17 protein-coding genes are annotated in these 19,856 nt (G+C 39.4%); 10 read left to right on the forward strand and 7 right to left on the reverse strand.

Features of this window, described 5'->3' with window-relative positions:
• Positions 1–147 precede the first annotated feature (147 nt).
• A complete protein-coding gene (locus M23134_RS11745) occupies positions 148–2,691 on the forward strand; it encodes a SpoIIE family protein phosphatase (protein ID WP_002696255.1) in 2,544 nt (847 codons plus the stop codon).
• A 317-nt stretch (positions 2,692–3,008) separates the two neighbouring features.
• Positions 3,009–6,311 carry a SpoIIE family protein phosphatase gene (locus tag M23134_RS11750; RefSeq protein ID WP_045113437.1) on the forward strand — a complete coding sequence of 1,101 codons (3,303 nt, stop codon included), beginning with the start codon at positions 3,009–3,011 and terminating at the stop codon, positions 6,309–6,311.
• A gap of 128 nt (positions 6,312–6,439) precedes the next feature.
• Here M23134_RS11750 and M23134_RS11755 read toward each other — a convergent pair whose 3' ends face one another.
• From M23134_RS11755 to M23134_RS11765, 3 genes are all read right to left on the reverse strand, one after another.
• A complete protein-coding gene (locus tag M23134_RS11755) occupies positions 6,440–8,182 on the reverse strand; it encodes an asparagine synthetase B family protein (protein ID WP_045113438.1) in 1,743 nt (580 codons plus the stop codon).
• 79 nt (positions 8,183–8,261) lie between these two features.
• Positions 8,262–9,260, reverse strand: a complete 999-nt coding sequence (locus M23134_RS11760) for a hypothetical protein (RefSeq protein WP_002696263.1) — start codon at positions 9,258–9,260, stop codon at positions 8,262–8,264.
• 7 nt (positions 9,261–9,267) lie between these two features.
• A complete protein-coding gene (locus tag M23134_RS11765) occupies positions 9,268–9,942 on the reverse strand; it encodes a cupin domain-containing protein (RefSeq protein WP_002696264.1) in 675 nt (224 codons plus the stop codon).
• Between the two features lie 495 nt (positions 9,943–10,437).
• On the opposite strand from M23134_RS11765, the gene M23134_RS11775 reads away from it, so the two are divergent.
• The 7 genes from M23134_RS11775 to M23134_RS11805 all read left to right on the forward strand — a co-directional run bounded on the left by M23134_RS11775 (position 10,438) and on the right by M23134_RS11805 (position 15,553).
• Complete coding sequence (locus M23134_RS11775; protein ID WP_002696266.1) at positions 10,438–10,875, forward strand: lipocalin family protein; 438 nt, start codon at positions 10,438–10,440, stop codon at positions 10,873–10,875.
• Positions 10,876–10,902: 27 nt separating this feature from the next.
• Positions 10,903–11,361 (forward strand): lipocalin family protein, encoded by a 459-nt coding sequence (locus M23134_RS11780; protein WP_157558453.1) that lies wholly within the window; start codon positions 10,903–10,905, stop codon positions 11,359–11,361.
• 341 nt (positions 11,362–11,702) lie between these two features.
• Positions 11,703–12,752, forward strand: coding sequence for a sensor histidine kinase (locus M23134_RS11785; RefSeq protein ID WP_082226557.1), 1,050 nt, complete (start codon positions 11,703–11,705; stop codon positions 12,750–12,752).
• Positions 12,749–13,771: a histidine kinase gene (locus M23134_RS37965; protein ID WP_053337296.1), complete on the forward strand. Its 1,023-nt coding sequence runs from the start codon at positions 12,749–12,751 to the stop codon at positions 13,769–13,771. The genes M23134_RS11785 and M23134_RS37965 overlap by 4 nt, the downstream gene beginning before the upstream one ends.
• A 137-nt stretch (positions 13,772–13,908) precedes the next feature.
• Positions 13,909–14,325 (forward strand): hypothetical protein, encoded by a 417-nt coding sequence (locus M23134_RS11795; RefSeq protein WP_002696270.1) that lies wholly within the window; start codon positions 13,909–13,911, stop codon positions 14,323–14,325.
• Between the two features lie 123 nt (positions 14,326–14,448).
• Positions 14,449–14,976, forward strand: coding sequence for a hypothetical protein (locus tag M23134_RS11800; protein ID WP_002696271.1), 528 nt, complete (start codon positions 14,449–14,451; stop codon positions 14,974–14,976).
• A 151-nt stretch (positions 14,977–15,127) separates the two neighbouring features.
• Positions 15,128–15,553 (forward strand): hypothetical protein, encoded by a 426-nt coding sequence (locus M23134_RS11805; RefSeq protein ID WP_157558454.1) that lies wholly within the window; start codon positions 15,128–15,130, stop codon positions 15,551–15,553.
• Positions 15,554–15,560: 7 nt separating this feature from the next.
• Here M23134_RS11805 and M23134_RS11810 read toward each other — a convergent pair whose 3' ends face one another.
• Both M23134_RS11810 and M23134_RS11815 read right to left on the reverse strand, forming a co-directional pair.
• A complete protein-coding gene (locus tag M23134_RS11810; protein ID WP_002696275.1) occupies positions 15,561–16,673 on the reverse strand; it encodes an alkane 1-monooxygenase in 1,113 nt (370 codons plus the stop codon).
• A 124-nt stretch (positions 16,674–16,797) separates the two neighbouring features.
• On the reverse strand, positions 16,798–17,430 hold the full coding sequence (locus M23134_RS11815) for a TetR/AcrR family transcriptional regulator (protein ID WP_002696276.1): 633 nt from the start codon (positions 17,428–17,430) through the stop codon (positions 16,798–16,800).
• Positions 17,431–17,806: 376 nt separating this feature from the next.
• Between M23134_RS11815 and trmB the strand changes: the two genes are divergently transcribed.
• Positions 17,807–18,481, forward strand: a complete 675-nt coding sequence (trmB, locus tag M23134_RS11820; RefSeq protein ID WP_002696279.1) for a tRNA (guanosine(46)-N7)-methyltransferase TrmB — start codon at positions 17,807–17,809, stop codon at positions 18,479–18,481.
• Between the two features lie 176 nt (positions 18,482–18,657).
• On the opposite strand, the gene M23134_RS11825 is transcribed toward trmB, so the two are convergent.
• Both M23134_RS11825 and M23134_RS37970 read right to left on the reverse strand, forming a co-directional pair.
• Positions 18,658–19,347, reverse strand: coding sequence for a leucine-rich repeat domain-containing protein (locus tag M23134_RS11825; protein WP_002696280.1), 690 nt, complete (start codon positions 19,345–19,347; stop codon positions 18,658–18,660).
• A gap of 8 nt (positions 19,348–19,355) precedes the next feature.
• A complete protein-coding gene (locus M23134_RS37970) occupies positions 19,356–19,853 on the reverse strand; it encodes a leucine-rich repeat domain-containing protein (RefSeq protein WP_053337297.1) in 498 nt (165 codons plus the stop codon).
• Positions 19,854–19,856: the final 3 nt, after the last annotated feature.

Below are 19,856 nucleotides of genomic sequence, written 5' to 3' on the forward strand. Positions count from 1 at the left end.
ATTTGACAGTGAATTGCCAATATATTTTTTTGAAATTTGGCAAAAATAGCCTTCGTCCAAATTATTTATATAAATTGTCATTGTTTTTGTAGTGAAAAAAAACAAACTTGTAAGAGTGTTTTCAACTAGACAAAACTATTAGTACTTATGCTAAAGTTGGCTAAAAGCTTTCATAACCTATCTATAAGATACAAACTATTTATTCCGCTGCTTGCCGTAATGCTCATCATTATTGCAAGTCAGTTTGTAATGCGTGGCTTTAACAGTGAATCAGTTGAGGAAACCAATAATTGGATCAACATTGCGGGGCGCAACCGGAGCCTGTCTATCAAAATATTGAGCCTAAGCCAACAAATTGCACATGGCGACCAAAGCGCCAAAAAAGAACTGGGTACTACTATCGCCGAATTAGAAACAGCACTACGGGTGCTACAACTAGGTGGCGAGGTCGTTTTTAATAATAAAGTAGTACATTTAAAGCCAGTCGAGTCAAGTGTCCTCCCCTTGTTCAATACCCTTCAGAAAGACTGGCAAGCCTACCAGGATCAAATACTCAAAATCAATACGGAATCTTTTGGAAAGTACACCCCTGCCCAGCAAAGAGTCATTATTCAAAAAGCGGTGGCTGCCAATAATAAATTTACTGCTACTAGTAACTTTATTATTGAAAAAGTAAATCTTACTAATAGAGCAAGTCAGCAAAAAGTAGCAGAGATGCGGCGCCTGGTCATACTAAGCAATGTATTTATTTTACTATTGGTGATTTATATTTTTTGGAAGTATGCTTTTCGCCCATTGCATAAGCTGAGCGAAGTGGCAAATAATATGGTTTTGGGCAACCTGGAAGAGGTGCTGGATATTGATCAAAAAGACGAAATAGGGCGCATAGCCAATGCTACAGCAGAGCTTGCTTATAATTTAAAAGAGGTGAAAACTTTTGTGAAGCACTTGGGGCAAGGCAACTATGATGTTCAGCTGGAGATGGAAACCAAAAACAGGGTAATTGCTGAGGGCAGCCTTTTTATGACACTGGTAGTAGCACGCGATCGTTTGCGTCAGTTGATGGAAGAAAACCAAAAGCAAACCTGGACAAGCCACGGACTGGCTGAGTTTGGTGATACTTTAAGTGCAGGCAATACCGACTTGAAAGACTTGACCAGTTCAGTGATAAGTCAGTTGGTTAAATATATGAATGGCAATCAAGGGGGATTGTTTTTGCTCAACGAAATTAAAGAAACTGCCGATAAACCTGCTCAAAAACAGCTAGAGCTGGTGAGCTGTTATGGCTACAGCGAAAAACGACGGAAAGACCGTAAAATACTGTTAGACGATAACTTTGGCGGAGGGTTGTTGGGGCAAGCGCTCATAGAGAAAGGTACTATACACCAAATAAAAGTGCCAGCTGATTACTTTGAGGTGTCGTTGGGTATGGATGAAATTGCCAACGGTAATATACTTATTGTGCCTTTGATCTCAAACCAAGTGGAGATAGGTGTGCTGGAGATAGGTTCATTCATTGAGTTTGAAAATCATCAAATAGAGTTTGTCGAGAATCTTGCCGATAGAATTGCTTCTACTATTTTGAACATTCAGGCGGGGGTCAAAACAACGTACTTGTTGATGGAGGCTGAAGAGCAAAAAGATATTTTACAGGCGCAAGAAGAGGAAATGCGCCAAAATGTAGAAGAGCTGAGGTCGATTCATGAGGTGATGGAGAAAAAACAAAAAGAGTTAGAACTTCAGAATCAACGGATCAAGTCGAGCGAGCTGGTATTGAAAAAGGCGTTAAAGCAGCTTGGAGAGCAAAAAATTGAATTAGAAGAAACCAATGAAATTTTACACGCGCAAGAAGAAGAGATGCGCCAAAATGTAGAAGAGTTGATCAGTACCCAAGAGGCACTAGCCCTGAAAAGTAAAAACCTTGAACATCAAAACAAATTTATTACTACCAGTATTTATTATGCACAAAATATCCAGCAAGCCATTTTGCCCAGCCGAGAAGACCTGTTGAGCTTATTGAAAGGTGGCTTTGTGATTTATCGCCCCAAAGATATTGTATCAGGTGATTTTTACTGGTTGAGTAGAGTAGAGGGAAAAGTGATTGTAGCAGCGGTTGATTGTACCGGACATGGAGTGCCAGGGGCTTTTATGAGTATGATAGGCAACACATTGCTTAACCAGATCATTAATGAGAAAAAAGCAACTGATCCGGCAGATATTTTAAGGTTGCTCGATAAGAGTATTTATGAAGACCTGAACCAACAAAAAACAAGTAATCGTGAAGGAATGGATGTTTGTTTGTGTGTGATTGAGTATGAACAGGATAAGGCAAAAGTAATGTATGGAGGGGCTAAGCGAGGTTTGTACTATTACCATAAAGACAACCTGGAAGAGTTAAAGGGAGACCGTTTTTCTATAGGTGGTTGGCAGTCTTACACAGAAAAATACTTTACGTCTAAAGAATTAATTTTAGATGTGGGCGATCGTGTTTATCTCTCATCCGACGGTTTTGTAGATACCCCCAACCCTAAACGCAAAAGCATGGGTACCAAACGGCTGAGGCAAATTCTACAAACCAGTGCCAGTTTGTCAATGAATGAGCAACAAACTGCAGTAGAAAACGCATTGAATAACTTTCAACAAGACGCAGAACAAAGAGATGATATATTGTTGATCGGGGTTGAACTCTAAGCCTGTTTTTTACTTATCAGTGTTTTTGTTGATTTATCTATTGATTGTTTATAAGATTACGTGCATTGTTTGTTTTTTATACTTTACTTTTTAGCAATTACTTACTTAAAAGTCTTTAACTTTGGGGTCAATCAAATGCCCAACCAATTAACCAAAAATATATACAAGTTATCACGGCACAAGATTGGTTGATGATATAATGAATGAGCATGGTTCAGAGGTTTATATTTTGGGGAGTTTTATTGTACTTGAGTTTATTTAAGCTATACGCACAAGTAAGTCATACACTTAAGATCAGGAATAAGGGGATACCCCTGATGAAAAACTATGCGCTGGAAGACTACCCTAAGCTTTTCCATAATTGGCAAATTTTGCAAGGCTCACAAGGCTTGTTGTTTATAGCCAACGATCATGGAGTGGTAGAGTTTGACGGAGTAGATCAAAGGCTTATCTCACTCAAGGAACAAGCTCCAGCAAAAGCCCTTGCACAAGGAAAACAGGGTAAAATATATGTAGCAGGAAACGGACATCTGGGCTTTTTGCAACCAAGTGCTTCTGGTAAACTACAATATCACTCGTTTTATCAAAAAACACTTCAGTTCAACGCTCCCTTACCTACATTTACCAAAATTATTACTACCCCCCATCAAGTTATTTTTTTTAGCCCAGTCGCACTTTATATCTATTCTCTAACTACCCGGAAATTTATTCGAGTTCCGGCTAAAAAACGTTTTCATCGTATTTTTAAGGTACATCAAAAGGTATACATTGACGATACAAATACAGGATTACAGCAATTACAGGGCTCGAAACTTAACTTAATACCTGAGGGACAATTGTTTGCCAATAAAAAAGTACATACGATGCTGCCCCTTGACAAAGAGAGAATTTTGATTGGGACTTTCAGGCAAGGTGTATACTTATATGAGGGAAATACAATTGCCCCCTGGAGCTCATCAGCTAACCAGTTAACCAAGCCAGCTCAGTTGTATACCGGGCTAAAACTCTCACCCAACTATTTTGCCTTTGGTACGCTCAATGCCGGAGTTTTAATTTTTGATAAAAAGGGGCGTTTAATCAAGAAAATTAACAAATCGCAAGGCTTAAAGTCTAACACCGTACTTTCGCTTTATCTTGATCGACAAGATCGTTTGTGGGCGGGGTTAGAGCGTGGAGTTGCTCATATTGACATATTTTCACCTTTTGCGGTGCTTAATGAAAAAACGGGATTGGAAGGGGTGATATATACTGCATTAAGGCATAATCAAAGCCTTTATATAGGCACTTCACAAGGCATTTTTCACCAAAAAATTTACGGCAAAGAATCAAATAACTATTTCAGCAAAATAGACAATACTGAGGGACAAAGCTGGTTTTTGACCCAATCGCATAACCAACAAATAATAGGGGGGCATTCATTGGGCATAGCTTCGCTCGATAATAATCAGAAGGTATCTTTTACTTCGCACAATACCCATGTGCTGTCTATGATGTCTTTTATACAACAACCTGAATTGATGCTGGTTTGTGCTCAAGATGGTTTGTATAGGTTACGTTTAAATAAGAAAAATAGTGTACTTGAAAAGCTCAAGGGATTTGATGGAAGTTTTAATGAGGCAAGTTACCTGTTTGAGACCAAAAATGGCCATGTTTGGACAACTAATGCCAAGGGGTTACTCAAAATGAGTTTGAACAAAACCAAAGACAGTGTGGTCAGCTATACCCGCTATGGCAAAGCGCAAGGTTTACCCGCTGATGCTGGAAACCGGATATTCTTGATCAATCATAAGCTATTGGCCACCACCAAAAAAGGTGTATATGAATATAACCAGAGCCAAGACAAGTTTCAGCCACATGCATTATCAGCAGTCATAGGCAAAAACAAACCTGTGATGTGGTTACACCAAGATTCAAAGGGAAGAATTTGGGTATTGACAAAAGACCAAACCTGCATTGTAGAAAAAAGTACCAATGGTAAGTCTTACAAAAAAACTGACCTGAACTATGACATGTTTAGAGTCAGACAAACTCCTTTTATTTACTTTATCGATAAACAAAACGTTATTTTGAGCATTAGCCAGGGAGTAGTTTGGTACAACCTTGGTCACAAGTCTACGAGGGATTCTTCTTTTAGTGCCTTGATCCGCAGGGTAGACTGGGAAAGAAATGAAGGGGCAGACTCCTTATTATTTGCCGGACATATAAGAGAAGATACTCCTCCCTCTGTTTTCACTACTACTATCAATGATTTTAGGTTTACAGTAGCATCCAATCATTTCTCATTGCATAAATCTTGTCGTTTTCAGTATTGGCTGGTGGGCTACGATCAAAATTGGTCGGAGTGGATGGGTTCACGCAAAAAAGAGTATACCAACCTTAGCCCAGGTACCTACACTTTTAAGGTAAGAGCAAGGGATACTAAGGGAGCGATTAGCAAAGCAGCTACTTATACTTTTATAATAGCTACGCCTTGGTATAAATCTACGTGGGTATACCTGTCAATATCTCTGTTGGTACTAGGTTTAGTTGTCATATTTATTTGGTGGAACTCGCGTCGGCTTAGCCTAAAAAATGAACGTCTGGAAGCCTTGATTGCAGAGCGTACCGAAGAGGTCACTCGACAAAGAGATAAGCTTCAGGAGCACTTCAAGCAGTTAGAGGAACAAAGAGGAGATTTAATTTATAAAAATGTAAAACTGGAGCGTCAGCAGGAGGAGATAATGGCACAATCAGAAAGCCTACACGAAACTCTGCAGGAGCTGCAATCGGAAAAAAAAGAAAAAGAAGAGGTATTGCGACTGGTAGAAGCCAGAAATCATTACTACACCTCAGGCATCAGGTATGCCCAAACTATCCAACAAGCCATATTGCCTGATGAAACCGCTATGCGCCAGGTTTTGACCGATCATTTTGTTTTGTATAGTCCTAAAGACATTGTTTCAGGAGACTTTTATTGGTTTTCTCATATCTCAGAAAATGTGTATGAACAAATTACTGGAGAGAAAAATAAAAGCATTACCCTTATTGCTGTCATCGACTGTACTGGTCATGGAGTTCCTGGTGCGTTTATGTCTATGATTGGCAACACGCTACTCAACGAAATAGTAAATCAACGTCACTTTTTTTCGCCAGTACGTATTCTCGAAATGCTCAATACTAAAATAAGGCTATCACTCCGACAAGAAGAAAAGTACAACGCAGACGGAATGGATGTTTGTTTTTGTTTGCTTGAGCCTACGCCAGACAAACAGGAAACATTGGTGTCTTTTACAGGTGCTCGTCGCCCGTTATACTATAAAGTAAATAAAAAAACATCTTTGAAAGAGTTAAAAGGAGATCGTAAAATAATAGGAGGTTGGCATCGTAAAAAACGTGCTTTTACTAATCAATCGTTGTTATTACCCAAAGGATCGGCCATTTACTTAACTACTGATGGTTTGGTGGGCTTGGCGGGTCCCGAAGGTATCAAGTTTAGTTCGCTCAGAATAAAATCTTTTTTTGACGAACATGCACATTTACCCATGTTAGAGCAAAAAAAATTACTACAGCAAGTAATCGCAGAGCACCAGCAAGGCATTGAGCAAAGAGATGATATTACAATCATGGGGGTAAGGTTATAAACCTAAGCAATGGTGAAAAATGCCTGTATGTGCTGGTTTTAGCTTGCAGAGGCAACAGCTGCCTGGCAGGTGTGAGTAATACTTGTTACACCAACTATACATCGGCTTACTTTAAGCCCATATAAAAACTACAAATCTTCCCCTTCAATAAACAGACGTTGCCATATTTCTAAGGTGAGCATCATCCATATCAGTAGCCCGTGGCGATGAATCCCCGTGTCTTTATTATACTTCAGGATAGTTTTTACAGTGGTGGGGTTGAACAATTCACTACGTTTGATGCTTTTGGGTGAGAGTATTTTTTTTGCGTATTTTTTCATCTCCCCCTGAAACCAATAATGCAGTGGCACCCGCATGCCGCTTTTAGGGCGTCGAATAATCTCTGGGGGTAATTCATTGGCATAAGCCTGTTTTAAAATATACTTTTCGATGCCTTGCTGTAGCTTGAGCTGCGAGGGCATTTCTATGCTGCTTTGCGCAATTTCTGAAGTAAACAAAGGGGATATAGGAGTAACTCCTACAGCACCCAACATGCGTTCTACTTTGGGCAAAATAAGGTGTGCCCCCTTAAGCCGCATGTTAATGGTCATAAGTTTATCAAGAAAATTCTGATGCTTGCGCTCAAAAAATGGGGTCAGGATAGGCACCAAGTGTTGGTTTTCATCAAACCCTTCTAACAAACGAGGTGCGAGTATTTGCCTTAGGTAAGCATACCCCCGACGGTAAGAAGCCAGGTAAGCTTTTTCACGAAAATAGGGGGGGTGTTCGATGCCTCCATACCAATGATTGAGCAACATAGGAATGTTTTTGGGACCACCAAAACAAGGATCACCCCCTTCACCATTAAACACTACCCGCGTAGTTTGTGAGGCAAACAGGGCAAGTTCAAAGTTAGGAATGGTGATGGGGTCACCCACAGGGTCATCGAGGTGCCAAATAGCTTGACGCAACTGGGGAACAAAGTTTTTAGGCTTAATTTCTACCTCGTGGTGTTGGGTTTGGTAGCGTTGGGCTACTTTTTGGGCATAGTGCAATTCATTGCGGTATTTTTTGCCAAAATGAATAGAGTAAGTATGAATTTTTTTGGAGGATAGCTGTGCTACTCTTGCCGCTAAAATGCTAGAGTCGAGCCCTCCTGACAGAAATACTCCAATTTCTTTTTCACCCGCCATTTTTGCCTCTATCTCTCGGTCTACCTCTTTCCTAATGCGGTCTATCCAATACTCAGTGCTTTGTTCTTGGGCTTTGGCGAAAGCCTCTAGCTCAAAAAAACGATGGGTTTGTGCCCCTTGCCTAGGGTGATAGTGCAAATACATACCTGCGGGTAGTTCATATACGTCTTGCATCATGGTAGTTTGCAAGGGCAAAAAGCTAAATGTAAAATATACCGGAATAGCGGCAAGGTTGAGTTGTTTGTTAAAATGAGGCAAGGCATAAATCCCCTTGGCTTCGTTGCAAAACGCCAAACGGTTTTGTTGGGTGGTATAAAATATGGTTCGTTGCCCAGTGCCATCACGGGCAATGTATATGTCCTCGCTATCAGTGATGACCAACGTATAAGCCCCCCGAATACCTTTTAAAAAATCAATGCCTTGGTGGGTGTAAAGTTCCAGCAAGTGGGTAGGTGACAAAGGTTCAAAACCCTGATTGGTAATATTGCCCGAAACTGCCAATAATATGCCTTGGTTTTGGGCAATGCCCGAACTGTAGCGGTGAATATGTTCATGCGCAGGAATGCTAAAACCTACTGAGAGCTGACTTTTTGGGGCAGTTGCCGACTGGTATTCGTGACTGCCTCGGTGTTTTACCTGAGCAAACATGCGGGACAATTCATTTGCTTGAGTGTGGGTACATCCAAATATTACAGACATGATGAGTTAAACGATTGGGTGTATTTTAATAACAAACAAGTGTTAGCTGTTGATTGAGAGCAAAGCAAGCAAAAAAGACCTATCCAAAATCATCAGCAATCAAGTCAATCATTAATATTCGATCCGACAACTCATCAGCTTCTATTACCGAGAGTTCTTCTTCGCTTAGTAATGCTTGTTGTTCGGCACGTTCTACAATGTATTTGTTAAAAATAGACGTAAAATGTTGGTGTTGCAAATAATCAAGTGGAGCGTGAGTATCATCAATGCCCTGAAGTAACCTTTTGAGAGGCTTGAGCTGATTAAAATGGGCAGGAGTAAGCCCTAAGTCTATGCAAGGGTGTCCTTCAGTAGCAAGCTCAGCCCGGTTTCTAAACTGTGTCATTGTTTGCAAACCTTCTAGTGTAGCATCATGAATAAAAAACAGAGGCAAGTCAGGTTTTTCTTGCAATAGTTGCTTTAGGCGAGGGGTCAAATATGTAGGGTAGAGATGCTTAGATATAATCAATGCCTTGTATTGGGTGTGGTAATTATTTTTTACAAACAAATCTACGTACACATCCTGATCGGTTACAATGACTGCTTCTACTCCATAATTATAAATGTCTTTTTCACGCACGTTTTTGGGGAGTTTTAGCTCAGGTTGCAGCACCAAGTGTTTCACTTCTTTGACCAATTCGCTGCGGGTATACCAATGATTAAAAGTAGCCAAAAAGTTTTGCTCTGATAACCACGACTTTTTAAAAACTTCATATAAAATGGCTATAGTAAACCCTACACCTACTACTACGGCTCCTTCGGGGCTACCACCTGCAAGGAATAGACTGATTACTATTGCACCAAAAACTAACATAGTCAATGCATAACTTTTTTTAAACTTACCCCTATACAAGGCATACAGTTGGCGTGGCGTAAAATATACTTGTCCCGATTGACTCACCTGTTCAATCCGCAATTTCATCTTGTAATCATTCAGGTGCCCTTTTTCTTTGGGGTCAATGATAAACTTGTACTTACAGCTGAGGCAGGTCATGCCTTCTTTGTATTTTTGTTCGTGTTCGCACTTAGGGCATTTCATAGTTTTTCTAAAGTATAGTTCGGTTAATCATTGGGTGGTTTTGGTGGGTAGGTCCAAAATCAGAGTCAGGATGATAAGCCACTACCCGCAAGTCGTTTTGGTTGGTCTTAAAACTGTGTATACTATCTTTAGGAATATAAAACACCTGCCCTGGACTCAATTCAAAATTACCTTCTGGTGTAATACATTCGCCCATACCACTCACGACCATGCCAACCCTAAACGAGGGATGTGTATGCTGCGACTGAAAGGTGTTGGTTGGAATGTGTAATAAGTTAAAGCAAGGGTCGCCCAATGTGGCAGGAGCAATCAATAATGTGTCGGTACAACCATCTATATACTGCAAACGCCCTTTTTGCTCTACTGGACCTCCCAGCATAAACATTCCCCGGTAGCCTGGCTGGGCAATCACAAAACCTTGTCCATTGCCTTGTAGCCTGGCTTGGTCTGATACCATAAAATACATTCCCTCTTGCAGTACAAACTCGCCTTGTGAGGTAGTGAGCCAGGCAGAACCTTGCCATACAAACCCTGTATAAGTAGTGTTAGGCTTTTTGTGAAGGGCAAGCGTTTCATTGTTCCAACCTGTTAACGCTCCCGAAAAGTTACTTTCATTGATGACTACCTTGAGTCGGGAAGTTGCCTGGTATAAATTGATTGATGTCACTTTGTCTATTTCCATAAAATAGGTTTTCTGTGATTTTTATAGGTGCTAATAGGTTGATTTTGAGCAGTGTCTGTGTTTTTTTAAAAAAAACACTCCACTGAATACCACTTCTAATGTAATAAATATCAGAAACTTTTACTAACAACATTTACTTTGAAAAACCACCGCCTGACGATTTACTTATCTCTCCTTTCTTGTAGGTGGTGGTTTTCTTAAAAATATTACAATAGTTTTTAATGGGTTTTAGATTGAAACACAAAAAAGCTACTTCGTCTGAGGTAGCTTTTTTTATACCAGTGTGCACTGATATTATATTACCATGCAAACAATTTTTGCTCCCAATAGGTATATATAACCTGGCAATAGTTGAATGATCAAGGTTTTTTGGTGCGGCTCGCCAAGTAATAAACACACTTAGGACAAGCGGGTATACTGCCTGTAGCCTTCCCAAAAACATCCTAGTACTTTTACCTCATTGCCTGAAACACTTTTTAAAATTAAAAACTAAACATGATGAAGTTAAAACAATATTTATTGGCACTGGCATTGGTATTGGGTGGGTTGAGTATGGTTCAGGCACAGTCTACAAAGAAAATGTTGACCAAAGGCTGGAGGTTTTCTTTTGAGGGGATGATGGAAAATATGCCAGAGATAGAAAAACAACAGATGAGTAAAATGTCTGAAGAGCAACGGACGAAAATGAAAGCAATGATAGAACAATCCTACATCGTATTTAAGTCAGGTGGAACAGCGAAGGCCTCAATGAACGGCAAAGAAGAAGAAATGACCTGGAAGCTATCAGACAATGACAAACTCTTGACTACCACTGAGAAAAATGGCAAGGTAAGCCGATTGAAAATAATAAAAATTACCAAAGACAGCCTGGTGTTGCAGGAAGAAAGTGATACTAAAGGAGTGATGTTGGTGTTTAAGCCAAAGGTAGATTAATCCCTTTTTAGACAAAAATTCATGAAAATGATAAAACTAAAAAAATGTATATTAATGGTCGCTCTTGTGTTGTTAGGAGCTGGTATGGTACAAGCTCAGTCAGCTAAAGAAATGTTGACGCAACGTTGGGTTTTTTCTTTTGACGATATGGTAGAGCAAATGAAGAAGACCATGTCAGATGCTGAAAAGCAAAAATTTGCTAGTATGACTGATGAGCAAAAGGCTATGATGAAGTCTGTGATGGGTGATTTAAGTATTACTTTTAAAAGTGATGGAACTTGTGATGCTGTGAACAAGGGTAAAACCGAAAGTATGACTTGGAAATTATCTGATGATGGCAAAACCCTGACCACTACTGCCAAAGGTGATAAGGTAACCACCCTCAATATTATATCGTTGAGTAGTGAAAAATTGATATTGAAAGATGAGGGGTCTTCCCAGTCTATGGCGATGATATTTGTATCTAAACCCAAAGGAGATGACTAAAGTTTTGTTTTGGTACTAGGTTAAACGCACTATGAAGAAACCTTCATATTTACTAGGTGTAAGAACCATATAAATCTACTCTTGAATGGTAAATATTGCTCAAGATTGCCCGATTTTTTCGGAGTTTCTAGGAGTAATGGCATTCAAAAAGTTTTTTTTAAGGTTTTGCCTGTTGTGAGACATATCATTTGTATGGAAAACGGTTTCCAAATGATAATAGTGCGTTTAACCTGTTTTGGTACTAAAAAAGTAGCAGAGGTTCAGCTTTTAGCTTATCTTGTAAACCATTAAAAACGTGGTGTTTTAATCACATTTTTAATGGTTTTTTTGTACATGAAAATATGCAAGTCAAAGAGAAACACATAAGGTACACGGGGATCGTTGTACTGAGCTTGATGATATTTCTAGCCTCTTCGGTCGATATAGGCATTATTGGGCTTACCCACAACCTGGTGATGAGCTTTATCAACTGGCAGGGGGCAGTGTTGGTTATGTGGCATTACCAGAATAAATACCCCAAGCATTCGCAGGCATTCGTGCGCATATTATTAGAGTTTGTGGTGATGTGCCTCTTTATACTTGGTTTGGTTACCTTTAACCATTGGCTGGCAAGTGTATTATACAATGTACCTTGTCGTTGGTCATCTATCCCCAAAAGCATGGTTTTTAACCTGGTCATTACCTTATTTATTGGCGCATTTTACGAGAGTCGTTACCTGTTTGAACGCTGGCAGGAGTCGGTCATCGAAACCCAAAAACTAAGGCGACAAACTACCCAATCGCAGCTCGAAGTACTGAAAAATCAGGTAAACCCTCATTTTTTGTTCAACAGCCTCAATACATTGCTTACTCTTATTCCAGAAGATAAAAAAACAGCCCAAAAGTTTACCCGTAAACTAGAGGTGGTGTACCGTTATATTTTACAGCACCAAAACCAAGAACTTACCACTGTAGCACGCGAGTTTGAGTTTATCAAAGCCTATTTGTTTTTGCAGCAAATTAGGTTTGGTGATAATCTAAAAGTGCAAATGTTGGTAGAAAAAGACTATTTGCAGCATCAAATAGTGCCCTTGAGCTTACAAATGCTGGTAGAAAACGCCATCAAGCACAATGTTATTTCCAGTGCCCGTCCGCTGTATCTAAACATTATAACCAAAAGTAATCACTTGATTGTGCGCAATAACCTACAGCTCAAAAAGGTTACTTCAGGCATGCGCGAAAACTCAACCCATATTGGATTAAAAAATATCAAAGATCGTTACGCGTTTTTTACCCAACAACCCGTAACTATACAACCCAAGGTAGCCACTTTTGAAGTAAGGTTGCCATTGCTTGAGCAGCCAATATCAAACAAGTCGGTAGCCGAATCCTTAGCCCCTTTGTTGTCATGAGTTACTTTCGTATTAGAATTTTTAAATGGCACTGGCGTTATGTCGGAATGTTGGCAATGAGTCTCCTTATACCACTTGCTATAGAACTGGCACCTCAAAATGTGACCCACTACCCACAGAATGTACTTTTTTCATTTTTGTTTTCAATTGTTATTTGGGAAGGCGACCAGGCAATTGTACAAATGTTCAGGCAACGTTATGCCAAAATACAACAAACCCAAATAAGAACCATAGCCACTATAGGGAGCACTGTATTATATACTTGTACAGTTATTTTCATCGGTTTGCGGGTAATTACCTGGAGCTATGGTATTGCTTTTAGCCTGGTACCAGTGGGAACAATCATGGCAGTGGCTGCTTTGTTGACCTTAGTGCTGGGGGCTATTTATGAAAGCCGCTATTTTTTTGGTATGTGGAAAGCCACCCTGCTGGAGGCAGAGCACCTTAAGGGCGAAAAGGTGGTGTCAGAGTTTGAACTGCTCAAACAACAAGTAAACCCTGAGTTTTTGTTTGATAGTTTACATTTGCTGGAAGCATTGATAGAAGAAAGCGAAGACGAAGCTTTAGATTTTACCGAAAAACTTTCGCAAACCTATCGATATATTTTACAGCACAAAGACGAAGAACTGGTAGATTTACACACCGAAGTCGCTTTTGTAAAACAATACCTTTTTTTGTTGCAACACCAATTGACCCGCCCTGTGGAAATTGACTGGCAGATAGCCCCTGCAATGGAGCATCGGCAAATTATTCCTTTTGCGATTCAATACATACTATTACCTATATTGACTGCTGCCCGGCAAAATTCTTTGCCCCAAATACAGGTGACTACCACCCCTCATGCTCGTTTGTTGCTGACAATACAGGGCAAACACCTCACCTTTGATGCCATAGAAGTGTTATTGTTGCCACTTCAACAAAAGTATGCTTACCTGAGTAATTTGTCATTGAAAACCGAAAAAGCCAATGATTATATGAAGGTCTATTTGCCTTTGCTTGAAGCAGTCAGTATAGGGTAAGTGATCTTATAGCATCATTGGTTGGTTTTTCCCTAAGCAACTTTCTGTTGCTTAGGGAAAAAAAGTAAATGAACCGTGCATTGTTTTGGTACATTTTGTAACTTAAGAGCAGATCGGTTTTTAACTCAGGTACCGCTATGTCTATGGAAAAATGTTACGAAAATGATCAGGCGCTTATCGAATACGATGCGATCCATTATGCCTTGATACTTACCTGGAAGCACTTTGTACAAGGCGAAAAGTATCGGGAAACCCTCCTTGCTTTCTATGATTTATCAGAGCAAAAAAACATAAAAAAATGGTGTTTCGACGGCCGTGAACATGGTACCATTGCCAGAAATGATCAACAATGGGTAGCCAACGAAACTATCAAACGGGCTTTCCATATCAACCCTATCAAAACAGCCCTGATATTGTCACGCAATGTGTTTTTGCAACACTCTATAGACAACGTTATAGAAACCATTAATACCCGCACCAATTATGAAGCAAGTAATGACATTTACCGTATTTTTAAAACGAGAGAAGAGGGGTTGGAGTGGTTGTATGAGTAGTTAGATGAGATGTAAGTCTAAATTTAAATATTTTCAGAGGCTTTTTATATGAGTTTTTCGTACAAAGCATCGTTATAACCCCATACTATTAGTAAATTTGTAATTGAATCAATAACAAGAAAAATGCAAGTCACACAAACAATATCAAATTTTAGCAATGAGTTGAGTCTTGCTTATTTAACTGATTTATTAGGATCAATATTAAATGAAAAAAGAACAAGCTTTGAACTAAAATATATTGTTTATCAAGAAAAACGTAAGGTAAAGAAGGTTTATAAAACTTTTAAGGAAGTGAAATCTTTGATTTTTGATGGAGAAAGCATCAGTATTACTCCTCATAACTATTTAGAGGCAAGAGTTTTTTTTGATAATTCACAAGACCTCCTTAATAATAGTAAAACTATGCAGTCGCACTGTGAGCAAATTAGGAGTTTAGAAGAGTTTGATGATTTTCCAAGAGTATTTAAGTCTTATGTGAATCTCACTTACGATTTTGTGAGTGATGTAGGTAATTGTGTGAAAGAAATAGAAAAGGGCTTAAACTTATTCAATAGTGGTGTAAAACCATCTGAATTACCAGAAGGCGTAAGAGCATTAACAGAAGGTGATTTGTGGAAAGAACGCAATAAGTCGTATCAGTTTGTAATATAAATAATCAGTTACTGCATTATAAATGTTTGATTCTTTCTATAAAATCAACTACTTAGGTCCTAATACGTCGAGGGCTTCTGATAAAAAGCATTTTAAAAGAGAGCACTTGTTTAATTTCAGAGATTCAAACAAAGTATTATATACCATATCTTTGGAAGAGTTTGAATATAACACTTTTGAGTTGAGTTTTTGTCTTCACAAAGATATCAATAGAAAAGATCGCTTTAACACTCTTTCTGGACTTTACAGGGGTAGTACAAAAGCTACTAAAGTGATCAGAACGTGTGTAGAAGCGATGCTTTTTTTCTATAAAAAAGATAAAAACTGTTCATTTATGTTTATAGGTGCTTCGTTAGCAGGTGAACGTGAAGAAAACACCAAGCGATTCCGAATATATAGTTTATTAATGAAAAACCTCTTTCCTCCTTATGCTTTTGCACACTATGAACGTAAAGATTTGAGTTTCTATCTTTTGCTAAATAAAAACCAAGAGCAATCTATTCCTTTTTTTCCAAAAAAAGTTTGGCAGATGATTAATGAAATCTACGTGCTACCCTCTGTTAAAAGAATGATGTAAAGCTCTTCTACACTGTTGCTTGCACCACCTGCTTGATATGTTCAGCATCATACGCCTTACTTTTCCAGCGTTCCAGCCTTTTATTCATTACCCCAAACCAAAGCGGAGGTACCAACGACATTAATATCATTACAGGGTAGCCTGAAGGCAATTGAGGGCTTTCGTCGAAGTGACGAAGCACTTGATAGGGACGTGCTGCATGGGCGTGGTGGTCAGAGTGACGCTGTAGCTGAAACAAAAAGAAATTGCTCACTCGGTGGTTTGAGTTCCACGAGTGTAGTGGGTTTACCCTTTCGTATTTGCCAGGAGCTATTTCCCGGCGCACAATGCCATAATGTTCTACATAATTGACTGCCTCAAGTGATGAAAACGCCAGAATGCTTTGTGCCACCCAAAAAGCAGGTATTGCCCATATTACAGCGCCACTACCCCAGCTTAATATAGTAGTAAGCAAGGTGCAAAAAATTAACGGCAACGCTATGTACCACAGCATAGCATTATGACGGCTCCAGGTTTTGAGTCCGTGACGTTGCAAACGGCGGCTTTCTATATCCCAGGCACTTTGCCAACCTCCAAATACTGATTGTACCCAAAAAGCATAAAAGGTTTGGTTTTTTTTGCTGGTGGCCGGGTCTTTAGGAGTGGCTACATGTACATGGTGCCCTTTGTTATGCTCTATAAAAAAATGCATATAACCCACCAACATCAGCGTAAGTTGGCTATGAAACTGTGCTACTTTGCTGCGCTTGTGCCCTAGTTCGTGGGCAATGTTGATACCACTGCTCATAAACAACATCACACTTAGTAACAAACCTGTCCATTCGAGGGCGGTCATAGTTTGTAACGATACTACATAGCCTGCAAACAACACAATACCTACATGTACATACACTTGCGCGTATACCACGGCATAAAAGTAACGGTTGCTGATGACCTGATCAAACGAGTCTTCGGTGATGTTTTCGGGGTCTTTGCCAATAATAGTATCCAACAGTGGAATAATTCCATAGCCAAATACAAAACCGCTAAATGTCCAGCCTCCACCCATATAATATCCCCATACAATGAGGGCTGGAATAGTGAATATGCTCAAGAAACCTAGTTTTTTTAGTAAACTCATAGTAGAATGTTTTTGGTTTATTTTGGTGATTAAATTGTATGTTTTAATGAAAAATGACTGAAAGTCATTTTTATGGCAAAAAAATATACAGGAATAACTTTATAGCAATTCCTGTAGTCATAGCTTAACTGCCCTTGAGCACATATTCAATCAGCTTAAAGTGCTGTACAATTAACTGATCAGCTTCTAATTGGTGATAATGAGTAACAATGGCCATTTTCTTTTGTACTAGCTGTAGTACCCCCATCGTTTGCCCCCAAAATACATACGCGGCTTCTATTGCTTTCAAATCATTTCTGATACTACCATCTTGTTGCCCTTTTTCTATGAGTTGTGCCCCAAGTTCAATAATAGCCACTCCTTCGGCAAGGTAAATTTGTTGCTCCGATGCCATGGCGTCCAAGTTGAACAAGTCATTTTGAAAATGTAAAATAGCATTGAAATAATGGGGGTGATTATAAAAAAATTCGAGGTATACCCTCAGTATGGTTTTCATATTTTCAAACCCAGTATTTTCTTCATCGAGAGCCTCTTCAAACTGTTTTTTTAAGGTAGCAAAAGCCCGGTATAAAATAGCCCGATACAATGCATTTTTACTCTCAAAATATAAATACAAGGTGCCTTTACCCAGTCCAGCTTGTTTGGCTATCTGGTCCATTGAAGCATTGTCAATTCCTTTAGAAAAAAACACCTTTTCGGCTGCATCTACAATCGCCTCATACCTTTGTTTTTTTCTGATGTCCTTTGGTGTTCCCATATCTTTCAAATATTATGACTGTGAGTCATTTTTTCAAATCTAAAAAAAAGCCGCATAAACTCAAAACAAGTCAAAGTAAAAATATTAAATACTTTATTTGTAAAGTACTATTTAGTGTTTGCTTACTATTCCTGGGTTTTTTGTAAAACTTTGATTTTCAATGTTATAAGATGGTTGGGTGGCAAAAGTAATATTTGCATAGCGCTACCCCAGAGGTAATGGTTGCCCAGTTTGAAAAACAGCTTGCCTCCTTCAGGCATTTTGCTGCATAGTTGCTAAAAGCCCCAACAATAACTAATTTTGCCGAATATTTTAGGTAACAGACAATAGAGCAGAAGCCTTTTGTCTGTTTTTTGCCTAATCAAATAAAAAAACAATGGGGAGAAGAAACAAACTAGAGCGTTTTAAGCAAAACGAAGAGAATCCGAATGTGGTACAGCCAGGCAAACCTCTGTATGATACGATTAAGGGAAAATGGAGAGAGGAGTTTTTTAAAAACGACCGTGATATAGTATTAGAGTTAGCTTGTGGCAGAGGAGAGTATACAGTAGGGTTGGCGCAAGCATACCCCGACCGCAACTTTGTAGGGGTAGACATCAAAGGTGATCGTATCTGGAAAGGTAGCCAGTTTGCTACTCAAAACGGATTGCAAAATGTAGGGTTTTTACGCACTTTTATCCAAAATATTGAGCAGTATTTTGCCCCTGGCGAAGTAAACGAAATATGGGTGGTACACCCCGATCCACGCCCCAAAGACAGTGACGAACGCCGCCGCCTGACCAATGCCCGTTTTTTGACCATGTACAAAAACCTGTTGACGACCGATGGTTGGTTACACTTCAAAACCGACAATGCAGGCTTGTTTGAATACACCCTGGAAGTGCTCAAAGATTGGAAAATTAAAGATTTTGAATTTACCCGTGACCTCTACAAAGAGGAGAAACTGCTTGCCCAACACCACGATATCAAAACCCGCTACGAACTCAAGTTTGTGGCCGAAGGGCACAAAATCCATTACTTGAAATTTAGGTTCGATAGGGGAGAGGGCTAAAAAATTATGCTATGGTGGAGGTAGATAAGTACCAAGGCAGCATTAAATATACCTAATGAGTAGGTATATACCATATTACGAGTAGGTTGCTCTTACTTGTAGCTTATAGCTAATTACTTGCTGCTACTTAATCAGCAATTGTGGCGTATAATTGTAGTTCCTGATCATCTCACCGCTCAAAACTCCACCTCACAATTAGGCAACCATTCCATCAACTTCTTTTGATTATTGGCGTTCATAGGGTTGCCTCCCAGCCTGAGCACTTTTAGCTGGGTGAGTTGTTGTAGTTGTGAGGGTAAGTCCTGCAATTGGTTGCTATTGAGGTAAAGCCGTCGCAGGTTAGACAACTGACCTATTTCGACAGGTACTTGACTCAAACGATTGTGGTGCAGACTCAGGTCTTGTAGTTTGCTTAGTTGCCCAATTTCTTTGGGCAGGGTTTCCAGTTGATTTTCATACAAACTGAGTGATCTTAATTGATGCAGTTTTCCTATTTCGGCAGGCAGTGTTTTTATTTTGGTATTGGTGATCCAGAGCTCTTTCAAGTGGTGTAAATTACCAATTTCTATAGGCAGAGCCTGTATTTGGTTGTACCCCAGCGATAGGTCAGTAAGATTGACTAATTGCCCAATTTCTGCTGGAAGCTGTTGAAGGTTCTTGTCAGAAATTAAAAGGTTGGTCAGGTTTTTATAAAAGCCTGGCTCAAGTTGATGCCTCACACAAAAAAACACGTGTTTATGTAGCTCTTTTGCTACAGCCTTATTGTAGCCCTTTCGAAGCCCCACACAAAGCTGAAAAGCCAGCGCAATGTTTTGCTCGTCACCACTTTGCAACAGTTTTAATATTTTTTCGTTATTTTCAGACATTTTAATTATCAATCTTCAAAACGTTTGAATCTTATATCACAGTTGTTGGGCAACCATTGGCTTATTTTCCTTTTTTCTTCGGCAGATATTTTATTACCATACAAATACACATCTCTTAATTGAGTAAGGCGACTTATTTCGGGCGGCAAACAGGTCAATTGATTATACTGTAGCGACAATACCCTTAAATGAGTCAATGCTCCTATTTCAACTGGCAATTTAGTCAATTTATTCTTCCACGCCCACAGGCTATGCAATTGTTTGAGTTGTCCTATTGCTGGAGGCAATACTTCCAGCTGTTGGTTGTTTAGGTTGAGTTCTTGTAGGTTGGCACAAAAATCGGTCTCAAGTGCATACATTGCACAAAACAATGGGTATTGTTGCAATACCAATGCTACTTGTGGAGTATAGTTCCCTTGTAACCCTTTGCAAAGCTCAAAAGCCAGCTTAAGGTGAGAGAGATCGTTGCTTTGCAATAATTGCAGTAAACTTGATTCGTGTTCCATGGC

Origin of the sequence: Microscilla marina ATCC 23134 (genome assembly GCF_000169175.1) — a bacterium.
Taxonomy (GTDB): domain Bacteria; phylum Bacteroidota; class Bacteroidia; order Cytophagales; family Microscillaceae; genus Microscilla; species Microscilla marina.

Bases quoted from the DNA above. Each gene is read 5' to 3' on its own strand.
- M23134_RS11815 (WP_002696276.1), bottom strand. From the start codon at position 17,430: ATGGGAACACCAAAGGACATCAGAAAAAAACAAAGGTATGAGGCGATT.
- M23134_RS11750 (WP_045113437.1), top strand. From the start codon at position 3,009: ATGAAAAACTATGCGCTGGAAGACTACCCTAAGCTTTTCCATAATTGG.
- trmB (WP_002696279.1), top strand. From the start codon at position 17,807: ATGGGGAGAAGAAACAAACTAGAGCGTTTTAAGCAAAACGAAGAGAAT.
- M23134_RS11780 (WP_157558453.1), top strand. From the start codon at position 10,903: ATGATAAAACTAAAAAAATGTATATTAATGGTCGCTCTTGTGTTGTTA.
- M23134_RS11745 (WP_002696255.1), top strand. From the start codon at position 148: ATGCTAAAGTTGGCTAAAAGCTTTCATAACCTATCTATAAGATACAAA.
- M23134_RS11810 (WP_002696275.1), bottom strand. From the start codon at position 16,673: ATGAGTTTACTAAAAAAACTAGGTTTCTTGAGCATATTCACTATTCCA.
- M23134_RS37965 (WP_053337296.1), top strand. From the start codon at position 12,749: ATGAGTTACTTTCGTATTAGAATTTTTAAATGGCACTGGCGTTATGTC.
- M23134_RS11785 (WP_082226557.1), top strand. From the start codon at position 11,703: ATGCAAGTCAAAGAGAAACACATAAGGTACACGGGGATCGTTGTACTG.
- M23134_RS11760 (WP_002696263.1), bottom strand. From the start codon at position 9,260: ATGAAATGCCCTAAGTGCGAACACGAACAAAAATACAAAGAAGGCATG.
- M23134_RS11825 (WP_002696280.1), bottom strand. From the start codon at position 19,347: ATGTCTGAAAATAACGAAAAAATATTAAAACTGTTGCAAAGTGGTGAC.
- M23134_RS11765 (WP_002696264.1), bottom strand. From the start codon at position 9,942: ATGGAAATAGACAAAGTGACATCAATCAATTTATACCAGGCAACTTCC.
- M23134_RS37970 (WP_053337297.1), bottom strand. From the start codon at position 19,853: ATGGAACACGAATCAAGTTTACTGCAATTATTGCAAAGCAACGATCTC.
- M23134_RS11795 (WP_002696270.1), top strand. From the start codon at position 13,909: ATGTCTATGGAAAAATGTTACGAAAATGATCAGGCGCTTATCGAATAC.
- M23134_RS11775 (WP_002696266.1), top strand. From the start codon at position 10,438: ATGATGAAGTTAAAACAATATTTATTGGCACTGGCATTGGTATTGGGT.
- M23134_RS11755 (WP_045113438.1), bottom strand. From the start codon at position 8,182: ATGTCTGTAATATTTGGATGTACCCACACTCAAGCAAATGAATTGTCC.
- M23134_RS11800 (WP_002696271.1), top strand. From the start codon at position 14,449: ATGCAAGTCACACAAACAATATCAAATTTTAGCAATGAGTTGAGTCTT.